Annotated in this window: 22 protein-coding genes and 1 riboswitch; of the genes, 20 read left to right on the top strand and 2 right to left on the bottom strand. The window is 27.6% G+C overall.

Annotated elements, in window-relative coordinates; translation table 4 throughout:
• Nucleotides 1–3 precede the first annotated feature (3 nt).
• From AACL10_RS03775 to phoU, 9 genes are all read left to right on the top strand, one after another.
• Entirely contained in the window at nucleotides 4–3711 is a 3708-nt protein-coding gene (locus AACL10_RS03775) for an ABC transporter permease (RefSeq protein ID WP_338984725.1), read from the top strand.
• A gap of 40 nt (nucleotides 3712–3751) precedes the next feature.
• Complete coding sequence (locus AACL10_RS03770; RefSeq protein ID WP_338984723.1) at nucleotides 3752–3970, top strand: hypothetical protein; 219 nt, start codon at nucleotides 3752–3754, stop codon at nucleotides 3968–3970.
• A 75-nt stretch (nucleotides 3971–4045) separates the two neighbouring features.
• The gene (gene plsX / locus AACL10_RS03765; RefSeq protein WP_338984721.1) at nucleotides 4046–5050 is read left to right on the top strand and encodes a phosphate acyltransferase PlsX; all 1005 of its coding nucleotides are present in this window, start codon (nucleotides 4046–4048) and stop codon (nucleotides 5048–5050) included.
• A complete protein-coding gene (gene rnc, locus AACL10_RS03760) occupies nucleotides 5050–5742 on the top strand; it encodes a ribonuclease III (RefSeq protein ID WP_338984719.1) in 693 nt (230 codons plus the stop codon). The genes plsX and rnc overlap by 1 nt, the downstream gene beginning before the upstream one ends.
• A gap of 135 nt (nucleotides 5743–5877) precedes the next feature.
• Nucleotides 5878–8829 carry a chromosome segregation protein SMC gene (locus tag AACL10_RS03755; protein ID WP_338984717.1) on the top strand — a complete coding sequence of 984 codons (2952 nt, stop codon included), beginning with the start codon at nucleotides 5878–5880 and terminating at the stop codon, nucleotides 8827–8829.
• 20 nt (nucleotides 8830–8849) lie between these two features.
• Nucleotides 8850–10058 (top strand): phosphate ABC transporter substrate-binding protein, encoded by a 1209-nt coding sequence (gene ptsS, locus AACL10_RS03750; protein WP_338984715.1) that lies wholly within the window; start codon nucleotides 8850–8852, stop codon nucleotides 10056–10058.
• Complete coding sequence (pstA, locus tag AACL10_RS03745) at nucleotides 10051–12180, top strand: phosphate ABC transporter permease PstA (protein WP_338984713.1); 2130 nt, start codon at nucleotides 10051–10053, stop codon at nucleotides 12178–12180. Before ptsS ends, pstA begins: the two co-directional genes overlap by 8 nt.
• Before the next feature lie 3 nt (nucleotides 12181–12183).
• Nucleotides 12184–13053 (top strand): phosphate ABC transporter ATP-binding protein PstB, encoded by an 870-nt coding sequence (gene pstB / locus AACL10_RS03740; protein ID WP_338984711.1) that lies wholly within the window; start codon nucleotides 12184–12186, stop codon nucleotides 13051–13053.
• Nucleotides 13054–13065: 12 nt separating this feature from the next.
• Nucleotides 13066–13755 carry a phosphate signaling complex protein PhoU gene (phoU, locus tag AACL10_RS03735; protein WP_338984710.1) on the top strand — a complete coding sequence of 230 codons (690 nt, stop codon included), beginning with the start codon at nucleotides 13066–13068 and terminating at the stop codon, nucleotides 13753–13755.
• A 24-nt stretch (nucleotides 13756–13779) separates the two neighbouring features.
• On the opposite strand, the gene AACL10_RS03730 is transcribed toward phoU, so the two are convergent.
• On the bottom strand, nucleotides 13780–14664 hold the full coding sequence (locus AACL10_RS03730; RefSeq protein ID WP_338984708.1) for a hypothetical protein: 885 nt from the start codon (nucleotides 14662–14664) through the stop codon (nucleotides 13780–13782).
• Nucleotides 14665–14742: 78 nt separating this feature from the next.
• On the opposite strand from AACL10_RS03730, the gene ftsY reads away from it, so the two are divergent.
• From ftsY to AACL10_RS03675, 11 genes are all read left to right on the top strand, one after another.
• A complete protein-coding gene (ftsY, locus tag AACL10_RS03725) occupies nucleotides 14743–15720 on the top strand; it encodes a signal recognition particle-docking protein FtsY (protein ID WP_338984706.1) in 978 nt (325 codons plus the stop codon).
• A 1-nt stretch (nucleotide 15721) separates the two neighbouring features.
• Nucleotides 15722–16045, top strand: coding sequence for a YlxM family DNA-binding protein (gene ylxM, locus AACL10_RS03720; RefSeq protein WP_338984704.1), 324 nt, complete (start codon nucleotides 15722–15724; stop codon nucleotides 16043–16045).
• Nucleotides 16045–16809, top strand: coding sequence for a TIGR00282 family metallophosphoesterase (locus AACL10_RS03715; RefSeq protein WP_338984703.1), 765 nt, complete (start codon nucleotides 16045–16047; stop codon nucleotides 16807–16809). Before ylxM ends, AACL10_RS03715 begins: the two co-directional genes overlap by 1 nt.
• 115 nt (nucleotides 16810–16924) lie before the next feature.
• Entirely contained in the window at nucleotides 16925–17290 is a 366-nt protein-coding gene (locus AACL10_RS03710; protein ID WP_101780931.1) for a hypothetical protein, read from the top strand.
• Nucleotides 17291–17357: 67 nt separating this feature from the next.
• Nucleotides 17358–18323, top strand: a complete 966-nt coding sequence (locus AACL10_RS03705; protein WP_338984700.1) for a serine aminopeptidase domain-containing protein — start codon at nucleotides 17358–17360, stop codon at nucleotides 18321–18323.
• Between the two features lie 35 nt (nucleotides 18324–18358).
• Nucleotides 18359–18454: riboswitch (SAM riboswitch) on the top strand.
• Between the two features lie 72 nt (nucleotides 18455–18526).
• The gene (metK, locus tag AACL10_RS03700; RefSeq protein ID WP_338984698.1) at nucleotides 18527–19660 is read left to right on the top strand and encodes a methionine adenosyltransferase; all 1134 of its coding nucleotides are present in this window, start codon (nucleotides 18527–18529) and stop codon (nucleotides 19658–19660) included.
• 1 nt (nucleotide 19661) lies between these two features.
• A complete protein-coding gene (locus AACL10_RS03695; RefSeq protein ID WP_338984696.1) occupies nucleotides 19662–20321 on the top strand; it encodes a copper homeostasis protein CutC in 660 nt (219 codons plus the stop codon).
• Nucleotides 20318–21613 (top strand): methylenetetrahydrofolate--tRNA-(uracil(54)-C(5))-methyltransferase (FADH(2)-oxidizing) TrmFO, encoded by a 1296-nt coding sequence (gene trmFO, locus AACL10_RS03690; protein WP_422398162.1) that lies wholly within the window; start codon nucleotides 20318–20320, stop codon nucleotides 21611–21613. Before AACL10_RS03695 ends, trmFO begins: the two co-directional genes overlap by 4 nt.
• Before the next feature lie 38 nt (nucleotides 21614–21651).
• Nucleotides 21652–22359, top strand: coding sequence for a hypothetical protein (locus AACL10_RS03685; RefSeq protein ID WP_338984692.1), 708 nt, complete (start codon nucleotides 21652–21654; stop codon nucleotides 22357–22359).
• Nucleotides 22360–22440: 81 nt separating this feature from the next.
• Nucleotides 22441–24486 carry an acetyl-CoA carboxylase biotin carboxyl carrier protein subunit gene (locus AACL10_RS03680; RefSeq protein WP_338984690.1) on the top strand — a complete coding sequence of 682 codons (2046 nt, stop codon included), beginning with the start codon at nucleotides 22441–22443 and terminating at the stop codon, nucleotides 24484–24486.
• Nucleotides 24487–24552: 66 nt separating this feature from the next.
• On the top strand, nucleotides 24553–25521 hold the full coding sequence (locus tag AACL10_RS03675; RefSeq protein ID WP_338984688.1) for a 3'-5' exoribonuclease YhaM family protein: 969 nt from the start codon (nucleotides 24553–24555) through the stop codon (nucleotides 25519–25521).
• A gap of 9 nt (nucleotides 25522–25530) precedes the next feature.
• Here AACL10_RS03675 and AACL10_RS03670 read toward each other — a convergent pair whose 3' ends face one another.
• On the bottom strand, nucleotides 25531–25932 hold the full coding sequence (locus AACL10_RS03670) for an HIT family protein (RefSeq protein ID WP_338984686.1): 402 nt from the start codon (nucleotides 25930–25932) through the stop codon (nucleotides 25531–25533).
• Nucleotides 25933–25984: the final 52 nt, after the last annotated feature.

Genomic DNA, 25984 nt, shown 5'->3' with positions numbered 1-25984 from the left:
AAAATGAAAAACATTTTTAAATCTTATATGAAAGCCTTTATTAAGGCTTGAGTAGAAACTTTGGGAACAATTGTGTTTCTAATGATATTTACTATGCTTATATTTGGTATGTTATCTACACCATTGCAGTTGTCATTTAAAGCTTCTTCTATTAAAAAAGAAACAAACTTTTGACAAGAACAATGACAAGGTGGAGGTAAACTTGAAGAAGAATTTTTATATTCTTACATTTGAGAAGATAAAGATTTTAAATTTAATTATGAAAGCATGGATTTGAAGTTTGCTGGACCACAAGGTTCATGAATAACACCAGAAACTAAATCAATAGTAAATCAATATGTAGATGATATTCTTGAAGATCAAAAAACACAAGAGAATATTGAAGAATTAAAAAAACAAGAAACTATTTCTGCAGTAAAAAATCTTTTATGATTTTATGAAAACTATGGTGATAAAGTTAAAACTAAATTTTTTGCAACTGAACAGAACGATAATGTTGAATTAGAAGTTGGTAATATTTTCACCAAAGAAGCAATGGATGAAATAAACAACAAAGAAACTTTTTCATTTACAAACAGAAGTGTTAAAAATTACATAGTTTATTCAATATTGGACCAAATAGAAATTGAATCAAAAGGTGCATTTAAATATGAAAAATTTATGAATGCTAATATCAAAATGAAAAAAAGCAACACAAGCTCTGAGCATTTTGTTTATAACATTTCAAATGCAACTTCTTTAAGTGGAGATGACAATTTAAATATTAATAATGTTATTTTGCAAAAAGGTAGAATGCCTTTAAAAAATAATGAGATCATAGTAAGTGACTCATATGCTAAAAATCAAAATAAAAAAATAGGAGACAAGGTTTTATTGGGAGTTGACACTCCATATGAAGGTTCTTCTGATTTAAAAACAGGTGAATTTACTATTGTTGGAATAGGTTTAAAATATTCTACTTTAACACCAATAGGATTCAGTAGTTTTACTGACTCTATAAAGGATTATGGACAGATCTTTGTAAGTGATACTTTCTTTTCTGATGAAAAAGATAATTTATATGAAGAATTACTTCAAACTGATTATTTCAAGGTTGAAGCTTCAACTGGGTTTCAATTTGATAAAAGAACTGAGGTTTTCATAAGTAAAAATGATAACAACTATAAATTAAATGAAATATTCTCTAATTTAAGTTTAGAATCTTACGAACAACAAAATACTAAAAATAATCAAAAATTAACTATAATGACTCCTGGTACAACTATGTTTAGAGAACCTAAAGCTCATAGTGTAATAGATAAATTAACTAGTCTATACATAATTACTTGAATATATGTTGTTATCGGATCAATATTATTTACTTTAGGATTCATGTTTATATTATTTGTTCTTAAAAAAGAAATTAATAACACAAGAAAACAACTTGGGGTATTCAAATCATTGGGTTATACAACAAAAGAGCTGACATGAGTGTTCTCTTTAAAAACATTTTTAACAATGATTATCGGGATTGGGATAGGTTATTTATTATCTTTCCCATTCCAAATAGATTCAGCTACAAAACAATTTAACTCATTTGTCGTTTTTGATTATCAAACTATATATGCTTCACCACTATTCTTAACTGTATTAATTTTAATAGTGCCATTATTATTTGCTGGTTTAAGTTATTTAATAATATTTAAATTCTTAAATGAAGGAGCTTTATCTTTATTGACTGTTGGACCTAAAAAATCTAAAGTTGATGGTTTAGTGCTGATATTAAAAATAATATTCTTCCCAGCTCTTATTTATTCTTTAATAAATTGAATAACTTTAACTATTTTAAGAAAAAGAAATAAAGGATTTACATTTAGAATGCAACACGCCTTTGTTTCTGCTGGAAAAGGTAAGTTTGCACTTATTATGGGACTGTTTGTTTTCAGTTCATTCTTATTTACATTACAATTAAGAGCTATGCCTGTTATTAAAAATATGATTGAAGGTGGTTATAACATCTATACAAAAGAGGTTAACCACACTTACGATCTAAGTAAAGTAATCCCTTTGAAATCAAAAGATAAAATTGTAAAAGATGTTACAAAAGAAGATTATGGAATTTCATTTACTAATATTGATATAGAAAACTCACAAACTGTTGAAAATTATATTAAAAAAGCAGCGCAAGAAGAGGGTTCTAAATATCAAACAACAGTTAATTTAACAAAAGTGTTGGATGCAGCTTCTATTGTTAGAGATAAGTGAATTGAATTAAACCCTAATGCGTCATCAAACGAAATTATGGAAAATTCATTCAAAGCTTATAGTTTATTAATAGAAAAGGCTCCATTAAATAAAGAATTAACAACTCTAAGACAAGTAACACCAGAGAATATGGGTGGAATATTTTTAAATGATTTTGGAAAAATGGCTTGTATTTCTCCTTTTGGTGCAGGACTTGGAGTGGTTAACCCATATTTGGGTAGTTGTTCTGACACAGAAGAGTTTAAATCATATTTATTAAAATTATTGTCAGCTATGTCTGGTGAAAATAATTTAAAAGCTGGTAATCAAAACTTTTTCCCACCAAGTTCACATTTCTTTTCTTTACTAAGTACATTTGCAAAAATGAAAGAAAATGTAAATTCTTTCATAAGTGTAAATGACATTATTTTCAATGGTAAAAAAGAATCTTTACAAACTTTCCTTTCATACCATATTGAAAATAATAGTGAAGTTGATATTGATCACTCAGTAATAAAATTGATTGATACAACAAATGAATATGGTGGAGATGTAAGAAGTGTTGTTAATCTAGATTCTGTAAATGAAGCTCAATTAAATCAATTGAGAGAAATAAATCCAGATTCTGTAAATGCAATAATTTCTTACAGATTATCAAAAGTTTTAAATAAAAATATAGGAGATACTTTTGATATTGTTGTTGGTAAAAATATACCTTTAACTATTAAAGTAGCGGCAATCAATGAAAACGATACATTAATGCAAGACATTTATGCTGACTATGAAACTGTTATAACTAAAGTTAATGGTAGTTTTAATGAAAAAAACTTAATGTTCAATACATTGGTAAGTACAAAATATGCAAGTGAAGGTACAGTTGATTTAGCAAATCCTGCTGCATCAATAAATTCATTCATTTATTCTAGGGACACATATACAATTGCTTCTTCAAAAAATACAAAATGATTAGATAGCATTGTTACTCCTTCAATTATGAATCCTGAAAGCCCTAAGGCAACAAATTTCTTTATGAATTCTCAGGTTATAACTTTACCAATACTAAAATCAGTTATTGATCAAGTTCTTGGAAAAATGACAAGCGCTATGTTAATGTATATTTTAATTGATGTTGTACTATTGATAATTTTACTAATCGTAATTATGAACATTATTATTACAGATTCAATAAATGTAATTACAATTATGAGATCGCTTGGATATACAAATGGTCAAATAAATTGAATGGTTATGGGTAAATATGTTAGTGGAGCTGCAATAAGTTATATATTCGCTTTCATTGCTTCAGTTGGTGTTTGAAAATTCATTCAATCATTTGTTTGATCAAAATTCACTGTACTGATTGCGTTACCATCATTGCCATGAATACCATTTGTGTCTGCATTAATTTTAGGAGCAATCCTTTATATTGGATGAATGGCAGCTATGCTACAAATCAAAAAACGTCCTCTAACATTGCTAGTGAGCTAGTAATTGGGTATAATATTTTTATACATAAGGGGGTATAAGTATGCCATTACCAAAACAAAATAATCAAGCATCTGGAGATGTTTGTTGTCCTGGAGGAGCACATAACTGTTACACTTGTAGAGTATGTAGTGGTTCATTCCATGGATGCCAAAGCTGTTTAAAATGTATAGGTTGTCAAGTTTGTTTATCAAAACAATGTCCTTGTTGTGATAAAGGAAGCGCAAGACAACAAGAAAACAAAGCTAAATATAAAAAATAAAACATAAAAATGTTTTATTTTTTTTGCTTTAACTAGCAATTGCCTATATAATCACTATTGGACAGGAGATAAACTATGGAATATAAAGTAATAGCGTTTGACGTTATGGGTTCGGATAATGGTTTAATTCCAGCAGTAGATGCTGCTATTAAACTATTAGGTGAGCAAAAAGATTTAAAAATAATCTTTGTTGGAGATGGGGAAGTTTTAAAAAAAGAACTTTCATCTAGAAAACACAATCCTGATCAAGTTGAAATAGTAAACACAACTGAAGTTATTGAAATGATTGATGGTATTATGGATATTAGAAGAAAAAAAGATTCAAGTATGGTTAGAGCACTTGAATTGGTAAGAGATGGAAAGGCTGACGGTATAACTACTGGAGGAGCCACTGCTCCATTTATTGCTGGTTGTCATTTCATAATTAAAAAAATAGATGGTATCGAAAGACCTGGATTTATGCCAGTTATTCCAACTAATGTAAAGGGAAAAATTACTCTTTTACTTGATGTTGGAGCAAACCTAGAATGTGACCCAGAAGATTTAGTTAATTTTGCAATTATGGCAACAGCTTATTCAAAAGCTGTTAATGGTATTGAAAACCCTGAAGTTGCATTATTAAATATTGGTGAAGAAAAAACAAAAGGTTTAGAACTTCATAAAGAAGCTTATAAATTATTAGAAGAGAACAAAGATGTTAATTTTGTTGGAAATATTGAATCAAGATATTTAGCAAATGGTATAGTGGATATAATTGTAACTGATGGATACACTGGAAATATAGCTTTAAAAGCTGTTGAAGGTATTGGTAAAGCATTACTTAACGAAATCAAATCATCAATTACAAAAACACTATTTAGAAAATTGGCTGCATTAAGATTGAAAAAAGCATTTAAAGAAGTTGCTGCGAAATTCGATTACAAAAATCACGCAGGAGCAATTCTTTTGGGTGCAAATAGTATTGCTTTCAAATCACATGGATCAAGTGATAAAATAGCTTTCTATGCAACTTTAAAAATGACTTACAATGCAATTAAAAATGATGTAGTTAATAAAGTTAAAAAGGCCTTAGCTGAATAATGGATATAAAAGATTTTATATTCAAAGAATTTTCAATAAAAATTAATGATAAAAATCACTACTATGAAGCTTTAACACACAACTCTTTTTCAAATGAAAATAGATTAGCTAAAAACTACCAAAGACTTGAGTTTTTAGGAGATGCCGTCTTACAAATGAAAGTTAGTGAATATTTATATAAGTTATTCCCTAAATCAAATGAGGGTTTGCTTACAAAATATAGAAGTTCAATAGTAAAACAATCAACATTAGCAGAGATTTCAAGAAAAATAGGTTTAGGAAAATTTATAAGACTTGGAGTAGGGGAACTTGAGTCAAAAGGTTATGAAAAAGACTCAATATTATCTGATGTTTTTGAATCAATTACAGCAGCTATCTTTTTAGATCAAGAAGAAGAGGTTTTAAATAAATGACTTCAAAAAACAATATTCAGTGACTATGTAATAAACCAATTTCTTGATAAATCTCATGATTATAAATCTGAGTTACAAGAATTAATACAATTAGAGATGAGAAGCGAACTTAAATATGTTCTAGTTTCTTGCAAAAAGTTTGATAATAATACAACTTTATTTACAATGAATGCAGTTCTAGATGGAATGGTGTTTGGAACAGGTGAGGGAAGTAATAAAAAACAAGCTGAACAAGAGGCTGCAAAGAGCGCTTTATCTAAAATTAAAAAAAATAAATAAAAGCATCAAAACCCTATCAATAAAGGGTTTTTTTCATTTTTAATATTGACAAAAAATTGTACAAACGAGCTAAAATCTATATAATGATTTTGTTATATAGGACGGCTATATACGATTACACGAGGTAAAAAAACAATGATATTCTTAAAAAAAATTGAAGCGTATGGGTTCAAGTCATTTGCTGAACCAACAACTTTAAATTTTGATTTTTCAATGACTGGGATCGTAGGTCCAAATGGTAGTGGTAAGTCTAATATAAATGACGCTATCATGTGAGCTCTTGGAGAACAATCATATAAATCACTGCGTGGAGACTCAATGGATGACATTGTGTTTTCTGGAAGTAGTGAAAAGAAACCATTGAATATGGCAGAAGTTACCCTTGTATTCGACAATAGCAATAGAGCTTTTAGCTCATTAGATTATAATGAAGTATCAATTACAAGAAAATTCTTTAGATTAACTAAAGAATCTGAATATTTTATCAACGGAAGTAGAGTGCGTCTTAAAGATATCCAAGATGTTGCTTTAGAAACTGGTTTAACTAAATCAAGTTTAGCTATTATTTCTCAGGGTTCAATTAGTAACTTTGTTGAATCAAAACCAGAAGATAGAAGAAGACTTTTTGATGAAGCAGCTGGGGTTGCTCGTTATAAAAAAAGAAAAGAAGAAGCAATTAGAAAACTTGTAAGATCTCAAGAAAATCTAGACAGATTAAACGACATAATAAATGAAATTGAAAGAAAATTACCAACTTTAAAAAGACAGTCTAAAAAGGCTGCTTCTTATAAAGAATTATTTGATGAACTAAAAAACATTGAAGTTTCAGTTCTTGTTAATGACATTAAACTTTATAAACAAAAGATTATTGAGTTAAATGAACAAAAAACTGAATTGAAAATTCAAATTAGTTCTTTAGAAAAAGAAATAAGTAAGAAGAGTGAAGAATTTAATGACATTTCACAATCAAACTATAATAGTGAAAAAGAACTATCTAAGTTAAATAAAGACTTTACTAAAATAGTTGAAAGAATAAGTGAATTAAAAGTTTCTAGAATTACTTTAGAATCTAAGAAAAGCAAAGTGGATATTGATGATAAAGAATTTAAATCATCTGATTTAAAAAACAAATCAAAAGAACTTGAAATTAGATTAGAAGCTGAAGAACAAAAACTTGCTAAATTGCTTGGAGATAAAGTTGAAAAAAGAGAAAAACTTGATTTAGCTAGTGGTGAACGTTTTAAATTAAACCAAGAATTAGATGGTATAAGAAAACAATTAGCTAAAACAGAATCAAGTTTGGAAACTTTATTATCAAGAAAAAACTCTTTAGATAACTTGTTTGAAGGTGTTAAAAACATCTTAGAAAACAAAAATACATTATCTGGAATACTTGGAACAGTTCAAGAACTTATTAATGTAGATAAAGAATATGAAGTTGCAATATCAACTGTAATTCAAAACGGATTACAAAACATAGTTGTTAAATCAGCAGCTGATGTTAAATTAGCAATTGAATTCTTAAAAAACAACAAAGCTGGTTATGCAACATTCTTACCATTAGATAACTTAAAACCAAGTTTTATAAATAACGAAACAAGATTCATTATTCAAAAAGCAAATGGATTTATTGGTTTTGGAAATGAACTTGTAAAAATAGAGAAAAAATATCAAATAGTTCTAGATTACTTACTTTCAAACTACTTAGTAGTTGAAAATTATGACAATGCTTTAGAGCTTTCAAAATTAACTAATCAAAAATTCCACATAGTAACTTTAGATGGTCAAAGGATATTGCCACATGGAGCTATTGTTGGGGGAAGTAGAAAAAACAAAAGTGTTTTATTGAATGATTCAAATCAAATTCAAGAACTTGAAAACAGAAAAAAAGAACTTGATGATAAAGAAGGTACAATTTCTAAACAAGTTAAAACATTAAGTGATCAAATTGAAGTTTTACGTGAAGAACTTGCAGAAATTCAAACTGCAATTGGAGCTTCAAGACACTCTTCAGAGTTAATTGAAAAAGAAGCAAATGAAGTTAAAGAAGAATTTAGAGTTATAACAGGAAAAGAATTAAATGGTGGAGAGCAAGAATTCCAATCAGTGGATGAGCAAATCATTAAAATCATTTCCGAAATATCTGAACAAGAGACTAAAAAAGATGAAGTACAACAACAAATCAATGTTATTAGATCTCTTAAAGATAAATCTAATGAAAGACAAAACAACTTGAACTCAATTATAAATGAGGACAGAGGAATGTTGTCATCATTAAAAGATAAGTATTCTAACTTGAATTCTGATGGAACTTTGATGTTTGAAAAACAATCAAATGCCACAGCAAGATTAGCACAAAACTATAACTTAACATTTGAAGCTGCTTTAGAATTAAATACTAATTTATCTGAAACAGAAAACGAAGTTAGAGATAGAATTAATTACCTAAGAAAAGAAATTAATTCTTTAGGTAATGTTAACTTAGATTCAATTGAAGAATATGAAGAAGAAAATGCTAGATATCAAACATATGTTGAGCAAACACAAGATGTAATTGAATCAATCAAAAACTTAAAAGATGCAATTGGTGACATGGATCAACAAATGATAATTCAATTCAAAAAAATTATCAAAGAAGTTAATGCTGTATTACCAGATACATTTGCAACATTATTTGGTGGGGGAACTGCATCAATAATCTATACAAATCCAGATGATATTTTAAATACTGGTATAGATTTAAAAATGTCTCCTCCAGGTAAAAAAATTGCAAACCTTAACCTATTAAGTGGTGGGGAAAAATCAATGGTTGCTCTTTCGGTGTTATTCTCAATACTAAAAGTAAAACCAATACCATTAGTAATTTTAGATGAGGTTGAAGCACCTCTAGATATTGCTAACGTTGAACGTTTTGCAAAATACATTAAAACATTTACAACAAGTACACAATTTATGATTGTTACTCACAGAATGGGAACAATGGAAAATTGTGATACATTATTTGGTGCAACAATGGAACAAAAAGGTATTACCAAACTTGTTCAAATCAAACTTGTGGAAGCAAAAAAATTATCAAACACAAATTAGCATCTAGCTAGGAGAAAATTATGAGTAAGAAAATAAGCATAATATTATTGGTTTTTTTATCAACAATATTAGGTCTATGAATATGAAGTATTGCAGTACCTAAAAACTCAATAATTTTAGGTGGCAGTACAAGTGTGAACCCGTTCATGCAAAAACTTACAAAAAAATATTATGATACTGATGAAGGTAAAGACTTTATCTACAACTCAACAGGTAGTCAAGCTGGTGTTGGAGGAGTAGAAAAAGATATGTATTCAGCTGGATTCATTTCTAAAGACATTAATAGTGGTACTTTAACAAAAGGTAACACTTTTTTGGATATGTGTAATGATAAACAAACAGAGCCAAATAATGGTATAAAAAAATGTGCTTATACAAGTGGTGAAATACCACACAGTGAAAATCTAAGAAAAGATTCATATGTTGCTTTAGAATTCGCAATAGATGCAATAGGTATAATTTATAATGCTCCTGCTTATTGAGATGAACCGGTCAAATATGGTGTTAATGATGAAAAATCAATAACATTAAATGATATAGCTAATTTCAATATAAAAACTTCAGATAAAAATAAAGTAGATGGTAAAAAATTACTTGCTGAAATTTATAGTGGTAAAAAACAATGAAAAGAGATAGCTACAGTTTTAATATCTCCATATAATAATGGCGAAGGTGAATTTGATCAACAAATATACAATGGTTTCACTCAATTGATTAATAAACAACCAGGAATTAAATTAGTGACATTCACAAGAGAAGATGGATCAGGAACAAGATCTGCTTTTAGTGACCTAACTGGTGTAAAAGATATGTCATCTTCTAATGTTGTTAACTCAAATGGTTCAATGATAGAAAATATGCAAAGAGCTCCAAGTCTTGGTTATGTATCTAATGCATTTTTAACTCAATTAAATGATGATGGACCTATAAAATTAGCTGGAATAGATGAATATAAATTGCCTATTGGTAAAGGTAATAAACCTCAAGAATGAAAAGATGAAACTCATGAATGGGAAAAAATGGAAATAGAAACTGAGGATTTTATTAAAACTGATTATACCTTCAAAAGACCTTTTATAGCAATTTTTAATACTCATACTAAAAAAATTGAAGAATTAATGAAATTATTTGATTTTATGAATAGTGATAAATCTAATGAAGTCTTTGAAAGTGAAGGTCTTGTAAAAGACATGAATTATCAAAGTCTTGATGGAGGTGCTTATGCTTAAAACTAACGCAAAAAGCCTCCCTAAAGCAAAGGCTTCTAAAATGGATTTAACCACAAAGTTTTCAATTATCTTTATTACTACTGTTGTATTGTTAATTTTAGCTATATTAGTAGGATTCATTTTATATAAATCTGTTCCTCTATTTAGTGAATTTTCATTCTTCAAATTTTTATTCTCAGGAGATTGATCTCCAGGAAAAGATGAAAGTCAAACTGCAAGTTATGGGCTTGGTAAAATAATATTATCAACTCTAATGATGATGTTTATAACATTGTTATTTGCAATACCTTTAACAATATTTAGTTCTTTATTTATAACTGAATATCTAAAAAACAAAACAAAAAAATTCGTTGTTACAGTTATTCAATTGTTAGCCGGTATTCCTTCTGTTGTATTTGGTTTATTTGCATTAGATCAAATAGGGCCAATATTTGTTGCAATGGGAGCTCCGTCAAGTGGTAATATGATGACAGCAAGTTTTACTCTTGCTTTTATGGCTTTACCAACAATGATTACTTTATCAATTAATGCTATTGAAGCCGTTCCTGAAGGGCATAGATATGCTTCTTTAGGTTTAGGTATGACAAAAGAAAAAACTACTTTTGGAGTAGTGCTAGTTTCTGCTATGCCAAAAATTATTACAGCAATAATTACAGGTGTTGCAAGAATAATTGGAGAAACTATGGCAGTTATTTTAATTGCTGGTAACTCTACAAAAGGATTGAATACAGATGATGGATTTTTTGGATTTATTTTCTCTTCAATTAGAACTCTAGCAGGAACAATTGGTTTGGAGATGCTAGAAAATCATGGAACTACTCATGAATCGGCTTTATATGCTATTGGTTTAGTTCTATTTATTATTGTTATAGTTATTAACTTATTGATAATAGCTGTAGGAAATATTAATAAAAAGAAAACAAAATCAATAAAAAACATAAAACATAAAAAATTAAAAATTAGAAATAATGATTATGAATATGATAGTCATAATTTAAATATTTTAGTTCAAACATATACTGAAAAAAGATTTGGTAAAAAAGTTGAAAGTGCAATTTTAAACTTCTTTATGATATCTTCAACTGCAATAATAATTGGATTTACAAGTTGAATTTTATTAACGGTTACAATAAAAGGTATTGGTGGATTTGATGCCACAGCATTTGTTGAAATTGAAGGTCAAAGAAGTGGTATTTTTGCATTAATATTTACAACAATATTACTTGTTATGGCAACTATAATTTTTGCAATACCTTTAGCTTTAACTGTTGCTATATATTTAGCTGAATATGCACATAAAGATAGTAAGTTTGCAAAAGTAATAAGATTTGCAATTAATGTTTTAGCATCAACACCAAGTATTGTATTTGGGGTATTTGGTCTAAGTTTATTTGTTGTTGCTATGGGTATTCCTATGTCTGTTTTTGCAGCAAGTTTAACAATGACAATGGTTATAATGCCTTCAATGATTACCTCATTTGAAGATTCAATAACTTCAGTTCCTTCTTTATATAAAGAAGCTGCTTATGGAATGGGTATGACAAAAACAGGAGTTCTGTTTAAAGTTGTTATACCAAATGCCACAAAAGGTCTTGTTACTGGAACTATTTTATCTGTTGCTAGAATTATTGGAGAATCAGCTCCAGTTTATCTAACACTGGGAACATCTGTTAGAATGCCAAGTGAAGGTTTCTTCTCATCAGGAGCAACTTTAACTACACAAATCTATATGATGGCATCAGAAGGAAATAATCCACACACACTTGGGGTAGCTTATCAAATAGCGCTAGTAACTATATTCCTTGTTTTAGGATTAAACTTCTTAAGTAAATACATTGGAGTTAAACTAAATCCAATACATAAAAAAATACCATTTAAAGTTAAGTTTAAGGCTTGAATTGGTTTATTTGCTTGAACAAATATTAAAAAAGTTGCTAAAAAAACTAAGAAGGATACTATATCGATCTACAAAAAATGAATTTCTATATTCAACTTTAAGAAAATGAAAATACATTTTAAAAATGCTAAAACACGAAATAATGTTATAAAAACAATTAAAACTGAAGCAAAAAACAAAACAAAACAAGAAATTAAAGTAAAAGTTAATGAAAAGGAGGACTAGAACATGGGAATAGATAAAACAATAGATAATGAAATTTCAACTACAGGTGAGCTTGAGCTTCTAACTGAAGAAAAGATATTTCAAAAACCTAAAAAATTACCTTTAAAACAAAGACCTAATGTAATAGAAGTTGAAGATTTTAATTTCTATTATAACGGTGGTTCTAAACAAGCATTGTTTGATATAAACATGAATGTTAAAGAAAATACAGTTACTGCATTTATTGGTCCTTCTGGTTGTGGTAAATCAACTTTATTAAGATCAATCAACAGAATGAATGATCTAGTTGATAATATTGCAATCGATGGAGCAATAAAAGTACACGGTAAAGATGTTTACGAAAAAGGAACTGATGTTGTTAAATTAAGAACAGAAGTAGGAATGGTTTTCCAAAAAGCGAATCCATTCCCTATGTCAATCTATGACAACGTTGCATTCGGTCCAAGAAACCAAGGAATCACTGATAAGAATGCTTTAAATCAAATAGTTGAAGATTCACTTAAAAAAGCAGCTCTTTGAGATGATGTAAAAGAATACTTAAGAGATTCAGCGCTAGGTTTAAGTGGAGGACAACAACAAAGGTTATGTATAGCAAGAGCTATTGCTATGAGACCAAAAATTTTGTTAATGGATGAGCCAACTAGTGCATTAGATCCAATTGCAACATTGAAAGTTGAAGAACTTATTTTAAAACTTAAAAACGAATATACAATAGTAATAGTAACTCACTCAATGGCACAAGCCACAAGAGTAAGTGACTATACTGCATTCTTCTTACAAGGAGAATTAATCGAACACGACAGAACTAAGAAAATATTTACAAATCCAAAAAATCAAAAAACAGAAGACTACATTTCAGGAAGATTCGGATAGGGGGAAACGGAAATGTCATACAATAAAATATTAGATAATGATATCAAAAGTATTAAACGTGAATTGATAAGATTAGTTGAATCAACAAAGTCTCAATATGCAAATACATTCGAATCTCTTAAATCACAAAATTTAGAATTAGCTAAAGAAGTAGTTGATGGAGATTTAAAAATAAACGACCTACAAAATAGTTTTACTAAAATGGCTTTATGAAAAATTGCAAAGCAACAAATGGTTGCTGGAGACTTAAGATTAGCTGTTGGGGGAGTTTTAATAAGTCGTGAAATTGAAAGAATTGCTGACGTTGCAAAACACATTTGTGCATTTACATTAAAATATAATCCAGAACCAATTGAAATTGAATATATTTCAAAAATGTTTGATTTAGTAAATACAATGTTAAACATAGTTTCATCATTGATTGAAAACTACGACAACGATCAACATCAAAAAGTTTTAAAAACAGAAGAACAATTAAGTATCGAGTTTTCAAATTTATCAAATACTTTAGCTGCAAGAAACTTTGAAGCTAAAAATCAAACAGAGTCTAAAAAAATTATCACTATTGTTAGACAATTAAAAAACCTTGAAAGAGCAGGGGAGTGTTTAATTAATATTGAAGAAACATTACAATTTATTAGAACTGGTAAGTTTGAAGAACTTCAAGAAACTATAATTAACAATTTAGAACCAAATAAATAAAAAAAGAACTTTAAAGTTCTTTTTTTATTTTATTTTATTTAAAGTTATTAATTTTGAGTTTGTAAATAATTTATCTGAAAGTGAAATTGTAACTGTCTTTTCATCTTTAAACTCTATTTCAAATAAATTATTATAATCTTTTAAATCGCCATTAAAGAAAGCATATTTTTTTATTCAATTGAAAATTTCTTTTTTGAATATATTTTCGTTAACAGAAAAATTTATATATTTATCAAATTCATCATTTCCGAATGACTCTGAACTTCTAAGTATTTTGAAATTCAATCTACTATCATTCAAGAATTTAGCTTTTATAGTTTCATTTTTTTGATTTGAAATATCTTCTAAATCAACAAACTCTCAAAACTCTTTAATGTTATCTAAATATAAAACTGATGCCGCATATCTATCGAATAGATTTTTGAATTTGAACTTCAATAGATCTTCAATTTCTATTTGTAAGTATTTATTTTTATTCAAAATTAATGGGTTAGTAACTATATAGTTATCCATTACATAAACAAATTCTTTAATCTTGTCATAATTAAATAAAACCATATTGAATTTTAATATTATTTTTTCTTTTAACAAATTCATTCCCTTTTTATCTTTGAATAAAACTGTTAATTCACCATTATCACTACTAATTACTTCGTAATCAACATTTTCAAAAACTTCTTTTCCTAATTTATCACTATTAAAAGAATCTCTTAAAGCTTTCTCTATATGTTTTTCATCTAATTCTTTTATGTCTAAACCAACATCTGTTTTTAAATATAAAAAATCATCCATTGAAGTTAAATACCTAGAGTATTTATTAGTATTTTTGCTTTCATTCTTAAGAGTTGATCCAACTCCTGCTGATACAGTTAGTCCTAATGAAAGTCAAACTGTTAACATCTTCTTCATAATTATCCCTCACACATTAATATATGTATAATATATTAAAATTATTATACAATTAATAAAGAGAAATGAGGAACTTTTATGGGATTTTGAAATAATTTAAAACAAAGAAGAGAAGTTAAAAAAATACAAAAAAAACATAAAAAGGACCACAAAAATACACTAACTTTTTCAAATGATATTAAAAAACTAAGTAAAAGTTACAAAGAACCAAATTCAGATTTTTTTGAAGAATTAGAAAATATACTTATTAAAACAGATATGGGTATGAAAATGGTTCTTGAAATATCAAATAGAGTGCAAAAAAAATCTAAGCCAAAACATTCTTTTGAAGAAATAAAAGAAATATTGGTTGAAGAAATTTATGAAACATATACAGATAGTGGTAAGTTCAAGACTGAATTAAACTATAAAGATAATAGATTAAATGTATTTATAATGGTTGGTGTTAACGGGGTTGGTAAAACAACAAGTATAGCTAAAATAGCAAACTATTATTCAAATATGGGTAAAAAAGTTCTTATTGCAGCAGCAGATACTTTTAGAGCTGGTGCTGTTGAGCAGTTACAAGAATGATGCGATAAAAGACTGAAAAATGTTGATTTAATTAAATCCACAAATGGATCAAAAGATCCTGCAAGTGTAGTTTTTGATGGTATTAAAAAAGCAAGTGAAGAAAAATATGACTTATTATTAATAGATACTGCTGGAAGACTTCAAAACAAAGATAACTTAATGAAAGAACTTGAAAAGATGACAAAAATCATACAAAAAAGTGTGACAGATGGTCCTCATGAAAGATTACTAGTTATTGACGCTCAAACAGGACAAAATGGTATAAGCCAAGCAAAAGTTTTTGCTGAAACAACAAATGTAAGTGGAATAGTTCTTACAAAAATGGATGGAACAAGCAAGGGTGGAATAGCACTTGCTATTAAAGATATTTTAAATATACCTGTTAAATTAATCGGAACCGGCGAAACTGTAGATGATATAGAAGAATTTGATGTTGATAATTATATTTGAGATTTAACATCTGATTTTATGGAAAACAAATAGTATGATAAACCAAGATATACAAAAAACTGCCAACTTAGCTGAACTATATGACTATTACAAAAATTTATTAACTGAAAAACAATCACAATATTTTGAATTATATTTTTTCGAAGACCTTACTTTACAAGAAATTGCGGAGGAATTTGGTGTTTCTAGAAATGCCGTTTATGACAGCATAAACAAAACATCTTCATCTTTATTAGATTTAGAAGAAAAATTAAATTTGAAAGCTAAAAACTCTAAAATAAAAGATATTTTAGATAAAGCAAAAACCAACAATGTATCAATTGATGAATTGATAGTAGAAGTGGAGAAAAATTTATAATGAACTTTTTAATTATAGGAGATGTATATTCAAAATCAGGAAGAGATGTTTTAGAAAAACATATTAAATCAATTATTGAAGAAAATAAAATTGATTTCACAATTGTTAATGGAGAAAATATAAGTCACGGTAAAGGTATCAATAAGAATCATTATGATTTTTTAAAACAACTCGGTGTAAATGTAATAACTACAGGTAATCATGTATTTAAAGTAAAGGAAACTTTTGATTTTATTGAAAAAGTTGATGATCTTTTAAGACCGGCAAACATGAATTCATACAACATAGGAATTGGAACAAATGTTTATGACTTTCAAGGTAAAAAAGTAAGAGTTACTAACTTAATGGGTAAAAGTTTTATGGAACATGTTAACAATCCTTATGAGGTTATGGATAACATAATAAAAGAAGATAATTCAGACATTCATATAGTTGATTTTCACGCTGAAGCAAGTGCTGAAAAACTAGCTTTTGCATGAAATTATGACGGTAAAATATCTGCTTTAGTTGGAACACACACTCACGTTCAAACAGCTGACGAAAGAATACTTCCTAAAGGAACTGCTTTTATAACAGATTTAGGTATGACAGGACCTATAAACTCTATAATCGGAGCAAATCCAGATGAAGTTATCTTTAAAGAAAAAACTGGATTACCAACAAAGTTCATACCATCAGAAAATGAAGGAATGTTATGTGGTGTTATAATATCAATTGATGAAAAAAATCTAGTTAAATCAATTAAAAGATTACAAATTATTTAGTTTAAAAAATTTTCAAAAATATCGAATTGGCAAATAATCCACTTATTATAGTATTTTTGAGAAAATTTGTGTATAATATTGTTATTAAAGAAATAACCTTATAGGAGATGACGACATGAAAAGACATGATAAGCTTAGAAATTTACACGAAGCATTATTCGCTTTAGATAAAGAAGTTAAAAACGTTTGTAGAGGTTTAGAACAAAGACTTAAAACAGCTGCAAAATACAGAGATACATATGAAAGAATTTTAACTGAAGTTGAATTCGAACGTAAAAACGAAATGTATGGTAGATCAACAATTTATGACTTCGAACGTATGAGAATTAACCTTGAGCAAGATGCTGGTAACGTTATATATGAAGCAATTAACGTTATGGGTAACGATGAGTTCATTATTAGAAAACAAAACGTTATCTTCGCATTCTGATTTATGGGACAATTTGATGTTTACGCATTAGATTTATCACACGGAGACTAATATACATTTACAATAACAAACACTTTCAAAAGTGTTTTTTTTATTTATAATTAAGAAAGGTGATTTTATGGGAATATGAAATGCAGTTTGAGATTTATTAAGTGTTATTGTTTATGCTGTTTTAGGTACTTTTGCTTTAATTTTCATTCTAGCTTTAATAGCTAGAATAGTTAAGTTTAATAAGCTTAAATTTAAAAAAGACCAAATAGTTAAAAGTGAACTTATTAAGAAGAAAATGTTCAAAACAAGTGATGGATATGAGCTTAGATGATTTGGTGAAATTGATCAAAAAAGTGAATATATAATAATTGGTATTCATGATATGTTTAGAAATAGAAAAGATTTTGATAAGTTAGAATTATGGTTGAGAAAAACTCATAAAGATAAATATTCTTTAGTTTCTTTTGATCAAAGAAATTGTGGTGAAAATATAGTTGATAACCAATACCACTTTGGAACTACGATATCTGATTTAAGAGAAATAGTAGAAGAGATAGGTGAAAAATACCCTAGTTTAAAAATAATCTTATTGGGAGATGGATTTGGATCGACTATAGCTTCATTTTTATCACAAGATGAAAAAATTCACAGCATAATATGTTCTTCAATGAGACTTAATAATGTATACAAAAAGACTTTTGGCTTTTATTTAAAACTTTGATGAGGAACATTATTTAAAGCAAATGCTAGGTTAGCTTTACCTTTAAATGGTTCAGATTTAACAGATGATTCTAATTTTGCAAAAGTAATAGAAGATGAAAATACAACTAAGAACTCAATGAATACAAGAGATTATTATTTATGAAAAAAAGCAAACAAAGTTAGTGTTAAGAATATAAATAATTCAAAAAGCAAATTTACACTAATAATGTCAAACACAGACTTTTACTGTAACTCTAAAAATACAGTAAAATACATTTCAAAATTAGAGAAAGATAAATATAATTTAGAAACAGTTAAAGGATTTAAGCATTATTTCTTAAATACAAAAAATTCAGAACAAATATTTGAATTAATAATTAAAAATATATAAATATTTGTTATTATTACTTTAGAAAAACTAAATAATTCTTATTAAGAACCACTGAGAGAAAACAACTCGTTGATGTGGTAGCAACCCATTTTATGAAGGTGCTTAAATTAAGGGGAAACCAACGATGAGGCTATTAAAAACTTCTCTTTTGTTGGGGAAGTTTTTTTATTTTACGATTTTATTTACAAGAGGAGAAAAAAACAATGAGAAGATTATTTACAAGTGAATCAGTTTCAGAAGGACATCCAGATAAGATTTGTGATCAAATAAGTGACGCAATACTTGATGAATGTTTAAGACAAGATCCAAATTCAAAAGTGGCATGTGAAACTTTTGTTACAGAAAACTACTTATTAATTGGAGGGGAAATAACAACTAAAGCTAAAGTTGATTATGCAGCAATTGCAAAATGAGTTTTAGAAAGAGTTGGTTACGATAACCAAGAAACTGGTATAGATCCAAAAACATGTGAGATTGTAGTTAAAATAAATACACAATCACCTGATATTGCTATGGGTGTTGAACAAGAAGAAATGGGAGCTGGAGACCAAGGAATTATGTTTGGTTATGCAAATAATGAAACATCTACTTATATGCCTTATTCAATCCAAGTTGCTCATGACTTAGTTCACATAGCTTCAAAGTTAAGAAAAGTTGGAGCTTTCAAGTGAGCTCAACCAGATATGAAATCACAAGTTACAATGGATTACACAAATGAAAATAACCCAAGAATTGAAACTATTTTAATGTCAATTCAACATGATGCTGATTACAACAAAGAAGAATTTGAAAAATTTGTTAAATCAAACATTATGGATGTAATTGCAAAAAGATATAATTTAAACACTGATTTCAATGTTTTAATAAATCCTACTGGTAGATTCGTTATTGGAGGACCAAAAGGAGATACTGGTCTTACAGGAAGAAAAATAATAGTAGATACTTATGGTGGATACTCACGTCACGGTGGAGGGGCTTTCTCAGGAAAAGATCCAAGTAAAGTGGATAGAAGTGCTGCTTATATGTGTAGATATGCTGCAAAAAATATGGTTGCAGCAAAACTAGCAGATAAACTAGAAATTCAAGTTAGTTATGCAATTGGTAAATCAGAACCTGTTTCTGTATTTATAGAAGCTTTTGGAACAAACAAAGTATCAATGGATATTTTATATAAAGCTTTAAGAGAAAACTTTGACTTTAAAGTTAGCTCTTTAATTGAAAATTTAGATTTAAAATCTCCAGTTTACTTCAGAACAAGTAAATACGGACATTTTGGTAAAAAAGAATTCAACTGAGAAAAACTAGATAAAATTAGAGAATTAGAGGCATATTTATAAGATGTTATTAGAAGTGATTGCTAAAGATTTAAAGGATATAAAAATAATCAATAACTCAAATGCAAATAGAATTGAGTTTTGTAGAGAATTAAAAATAGGTGGACTAACACCTTTTTTAGAAGATGTTATTGAATGTTGTTCTTATTCTGTATTGCCAGTAAATGTAATAGTTAGAAATACAGAAAGAGACTTTTTCTACAGTGATGAAGAAAAGAAAGAAATGATTGAACAAATAAAAGCTATTAAAAATACTAAAGCCAACGGTATAGTAATTGGTGCTTTAAATAAAGATTTAACAATAGACACTGATTTTTTAAAACAAGTCATTGAAATTAAAGGTGATTTAGAAGTAACATTTCACAAGGCTTTTGATGAAGTTAAAGATTTTAAAAAATCTTATGCTATTTTAAATGAATTAAAAATAAATAATGTTCTTACAAGTGGTGGTAAAAACATTAAAGATGGTATGGAAACTTTAAAAGAATTAGTTTCAATGAATCTTGACACAAAGGTTTTAATCGGAGGAGGAGTTAATCAAGATAACTTCTTAGAATTAAAACAAATATCTGACAATATTCACGTTGGATCATGTGTTAGAAATAACTCAAGTTGAGATGAACTATCAAGTGCTGAAAAGATAAATGAATTATTGGAGAAATAATTATGAAAGTTACAATAATCGGAGCTGGTTTAGCGGGGTGTGAAGCTGCATGACAACTTGCAGAAAATGGTGTAGAAGTACATTTATATGAAAAAAAGAAAATTCATAAAAATGAAATACAAACACTAGAAACCTTTGCTGAATTAGTTTGTTCAAATACTTTTAGAAGTGTTTCAACACAAAATGCAGTAGGGATATTAAAAAAGGAACTTGAAATACTAGGTTCCTTTATTTTAGATTGTGCTTATAAAACACAAATACCATCTGATGATGCTTTGGCAGTTGATAGAGAATTGTTTTCTAATATGGTTGATAAAAGAATAAGAGAACATGAAAATATTAAAGTATTTGAAGAAGAATTTTTAGACATAGATACAGAAGAAATAGTTTTAATTGCAACAGGTCCTCTTTGTTCTGACGAATTTAAAATTAAATTAGAGCAGTTACTGGGTAAACAAAAGTTATTCTATTTAGATGCATCTGCTCCGATTTTAGAAAAGCAATCAATAGATTTTACAAAGGTTTACTACAAATCTAGACATAAAAATGACAATAGTTATATTTGCATTCCTTTAGACGAAAAACAATTTAACGATTTTCACAATGAACTTGTAAATGCAGAACAAGTTAAATTGAAAGATTTTGAACAAGAAATATTCTTTAAGGGTTGCCAACCAATTGAACAATTGGCAAAAACATCTAAAAAAATACTCTTAAGATCGGCTATGTCTCCAAATGGTCTTGAAAATGAAGATGGTATTCAACCATATTCTGCAGTTCAACTTAGAAGAGATGATGCAATTGATAACCTATATAATATTGTGGGTTTTCAAACAAATTTAACTTGAAAAGAACAAAAAAGAATATTTTCAACTCTTCCTGGTTTAGAAAAAGTTGTTTTCAGAAGATTTGGTGTTATGCATAAAAATAACTTTATAAATTCCCCTAAGATACTTAACAAAAAACTTCAAATGATGAGAAAGAAAAACATATTTTTTGCAGGTCAAATAACTGGTGTAGAAGGTTATATTGAATCTTTTGCTTCTGGTTTGGTCGCTGCTAGAGGGATATTAAGTGTTATAAATAATAAGAAATTTATACCACTTCCAGAGGACACTGTACTAGGAAGTTTGATTAGTTATATAACTAATCCAAAACATAAAAAATTAAAGCCTATGAAGTCTAATATGGGTATTGTGAAGTTCGATAACAGTTTAAAATTTGATTCTAAAGAAGAAAAAAACACATATATATGTAAAAATTCTTTAGAATTATTAAAAAGCTTTATCTAGTTTAAAATATAAAATTACCTTATATGGAAGTAATTTTTTTGTACAGAAATAAGGAATTGTGATCCACTATTGGAGCAAAACTAGTATCAAGTATGTCTTATTATAAAGATTTTGAATTTTCTGAAGATGAAGTTTTTGAATTAATAGCAGATGATCAATACCTCCTTGATGATTCGATAGAGGTTTATGGGAAAGAGTTGATTAACTTTCTAAGGATTTGAGAGTTAATAAGATTAAAAATAATAGAATCTAAAGAAACTTTTAGAAACGAAGGAGAACACAAGTGATCTTTTGATGTAAATAATTATAGAGAAGTATATATGTTGCTAGATTCTTCTGGAGAATATGAACATGTATTTTTAAATATGGCCACTGGTAAAAACAAAACAATAGAGATGATAATTTTTTTTGAAGAAAGTTTAATCGAAGAAGCTAGTCTTGAAGCCTTTATTGAGGACTTACTAATTACATATATTTATTTCGCAATTGAAAAACCATTAGGTGTATATACAATACCTTTTTTAAGCATAATAGCTAACTCAATGCTTTTATATAGAGGTTTTGGGCCAATATTACCAACTTATAAAGGTGAATTATTAGATTTTTGCAAACTGTCTGTTGGATTGCTGGAAAGTTGTAAAGGTTTACCTATTGAGCACTATAATAGAACTAATAATTTTGATAAGTGTTTTAAAAGACTTTTAGATATATCTGAAAACAATAAAATGATACTAGATGCCATTTAAAAAAATTTTAATACTTTCATAAAGTAGTGTAAAATAAAAAAGTATAGTGTTTGGGCACACTAATTCTGAAAGGGCTATTTTATGGAGAAAATCAAATTTAAAAATCCTAAAAAATATAAGGGTATTGTAGAAAAAGTTTTTGTTAAAGAAGGACAACCAGTAAAAAAAGATGATGTTCTTGCTTTAATTTCAACTCAATTAGAGAAGTTTGAAATAACATCTACAATTGAAGGTGTAATTAGAAATATATATGTAATTGAATCATTAATAGTTTCACACGGTGACACTGTTTTTGATATTTTTTCAGATAAAGAGATAAATAGCTTACTTAAAAAACCAACAAACATTAATGATACTTTAAAAGAAGGATTAAATGAGTTTGGTTACTTAGAAAAACTAATAAATGAAGATACACAATCAGAGGAAAAAGTTGTAGATGCATCAGATTCTTTAACAAAAGAATTAGCTGATCTTGAACACCTAAATGATGGTGAATATGAAGAAGTAGGAGTAACTGTTTCTATAGATCAAATTAACGAAGACTTTAAAGTTGATGTAAAAGAAGAAATTATAACTAAAAAAGTTGATGATAGAAAATACATTGAAGTTGCTGATTCTTTAACTGAAGAATTATCAAGTCTAGATTACTTAAGCGTTAACAATGCACAAGAAATAAGTGAAACACAATCAATGGATAAAATAGTTGAAGATTTCATTGTCGAAAAAGAACAAGAAAATAAAGTTGAAGTATTTGAAGCACCAGTTTATGAAAAAACAGATACAGCAATAGTTCATTTGGATATAAAACCATTAACAGTTGCAGATTCTATAACAGAAGAATTGGCTTTAAATCATGCTTTAGTATTTGAAGATGAAAAAGATATAGAAATCTTTTCAAATCATGATCCAAAGGTTTCTGAAACTCAAGTTCTAGAAAAAGTATCAAATCAAAAATTCTTATCTAAATTTACACCAGAATCTGAAGGTAAAGAAATGGAAGACGAAGTTTTAGAGACTGAAAATAAGGAACAAGAAGAGTTAAAAATTAAGGAAAATCAAGAAGTTATTGATGAAGTTAAAGCAGAAATTGATAAAGAGAAAAAAGAATTAGAAAAAAAAGTGGAAGCAGATAAAGAAGGATTTAACCATGAAGGTCCTAAATTTGATTACTTACATGAATTTGATGATGAAAAACTTGAAAAAATCTTAAAAAATAGTGAAGAATTAGAAAACAAATTCCATAATATTGAGAATCAAAAAGAAGAACTTGAATTTAAAATAAAAGACATTGATTCAAGAATTAGTCAATTTAGTAATAAATTAAAAGAAGAATTAGAAAACTCAAATAAAGAAGTTGGTGTGGAACAATTCGAAAACAAATTTAAAGAAGTTAGTGAAAAAGTATCAAACTTTATAACTAATACTAAAGAAGAAAGTTCTAAAACTATATCTTCGCTATTAGCAAGAGTTGATGAAAAAATAAAAAATCTTGATGACAAAATCAAAGAAGTTTCATCAATGCCTTTAAATAAATCAAAAGATAACTCTAATGTTACTGAAAAAACTGTGGTAGTTGATAAAACTAATGTTGGTACTTTCTCTTTCAAATTAGATATAACAGCACTTATTAGTTTACATACTTTAATGGTTGAACCATTAAGGGAAAGTGGAGTCGACTTAGAATTAAATTCATTTTATGTAAAAGCACTTAAAAAGACTCTTGTTAAGTTTAATGAATTAGATTTTAATCAATCACTTGTAAGATTGATTAAAGCAGATGATGCTACAATTAGTGATACAGTTGTTGAAGTAAATGAAGATTCAAGTATTTTAAATATAACAAAAGAAATATCAAAAGACATTAAGTTTGATAATCAAGATTTAAAAGTAACCATTTATGACTTATCAAACTTAGGTCTTGATAATGCAAGTTTTGGATTATCAAAAGACTCAATAGTTTCAATATATATTTCAACAATATCAAACTCATTTAAAGAAGATGGTAACTTATCAAATTTTGTAAAAGTAAACTTTGCTTTCAATCAAAATATGTTGGAACCAGAAGATGCAATAATGTTTGGTAAAGAATTTATAAGTATATTAAAAAATCCTGGATTTTTAATATAATAAGAAATAAGCACTATTTATAGTGTTTTTTTTGTTAAAATTAACTTATCTTTGAGGAGAACGAATATGATCAATCAAATTAACGCAGATAGCAAACTAGTAACTTTAATAGCTAGAATAGAGAAAACTATATTATCAACTGGTAATAATGGATCAAATTATTTGATTATTAACTTAGTTGATATGTCAGGAAGAATAGAGGCTAGACTTTGAAATTCAACTGATAAAGATGTTGAAGAATTAAAAAATGGAGTAATTGTAAAAATAGATGCTGCAACAAATGTTTACAGACAACAATTACAATTAAAAGTTAACTCTTATGAAGTTATTAAAGAAGAGGATTTTGCAAAACACAACATCAAAGAAGAAATGTTTAGTATAAGTGCTCCTATAAATGTTGAATCTAACTATGAAAAACTTGTTGAATTTATAAACTCTATTTCAAATGAAGTTTATAAAAAAATTACACTATCAATAATAAAAGAATATGAAGAACAATTTAAATCATATCCAGCAGCTGTAAGTATTCACCATAACGTAATAGGGGGACTGTTTTGACATAGTTACTCATTGTTGATGGGTGCAAAAGCTATAAAAGAAGTTTATAAATATGCTGATGTGGATTGAGAATTAGTTTATTGTGGAACTATTCTTCACGACATAGGAAAAGTAGTTGAAATGGCAGGAAAAAATGCTTCAGAATATACTGATGAAGGAAGATTATTAGGTCATATTTCAATAGGTAATGCTTTTGTTTCAAACAAAGCTATTGAGCTTGGTTTAAAAAACAATAGAGATGTTTTAAAACTACAACATGTAATACTTGCAAGTCATGGTAAAAATGAATATGGATCACCAGTTGAGCCAAACTTATTAGAAGGTGTTATTATTTCATCTTTAGATGCTTTAGATGCAAGAATTTATAAGATAAATGATGAACTTGCTAAAGTTGAAAAAGGTGCTTGAACAGGAAGAATACTTTCTGAAGAGGGTAGAAGTTATCTAAATCATTATGAAAAAAAGGAAACTAATTAGTTTCCTTTTTTATTTTAATTTATTATAAATATCGTTTATATCTGATAACTCTCCAGGTTCAACATTAATTTTAAAAGTATATCCTTTTTCTTTAATGTATTTTGGAACTATATGCTCATGGTAGTGAAATACCATTTGAAATGCTTCAGAGCCTTGATTAGAAACGTAATTTATACCTTTTGCATCAAGTTTTTCTCTCAACATTTTAGCTACAATTTTCTTTGTTTTGGCAACTTCTTGAAGATAGAAGTCATCTGTTTGTTCATAATTTTCAAAGTGTTTTTTTGGTATTACAAGAGAATGACCATCACTATTTGGAAATATATCTAAAAATGCCATTGTGTATTCATTTTCATATATTACTTTTGCATCCATTTCCTTGTTTACCATTTTACAAAATATACAATCCATATAAAAACCTCTTTTCGTAAATATTGTATAAAAAAATAAACCCTAAATCAGG

It is taken from the genome of Spiroplasma endosymbiont of Diplazon laetatorius (assembly GCF_964019625.1).
GTDB lineage: Bacteria > Bacillota_I > Bacilli_A > Mycoplasmatales > Mycoplasmataceae > Spiroplasma_A.
The sequence above is the reverse complement of the archived record's forward strand: the minus strand, read 5'-3'. Positions and strand labels throughout refer to the sequence as shown.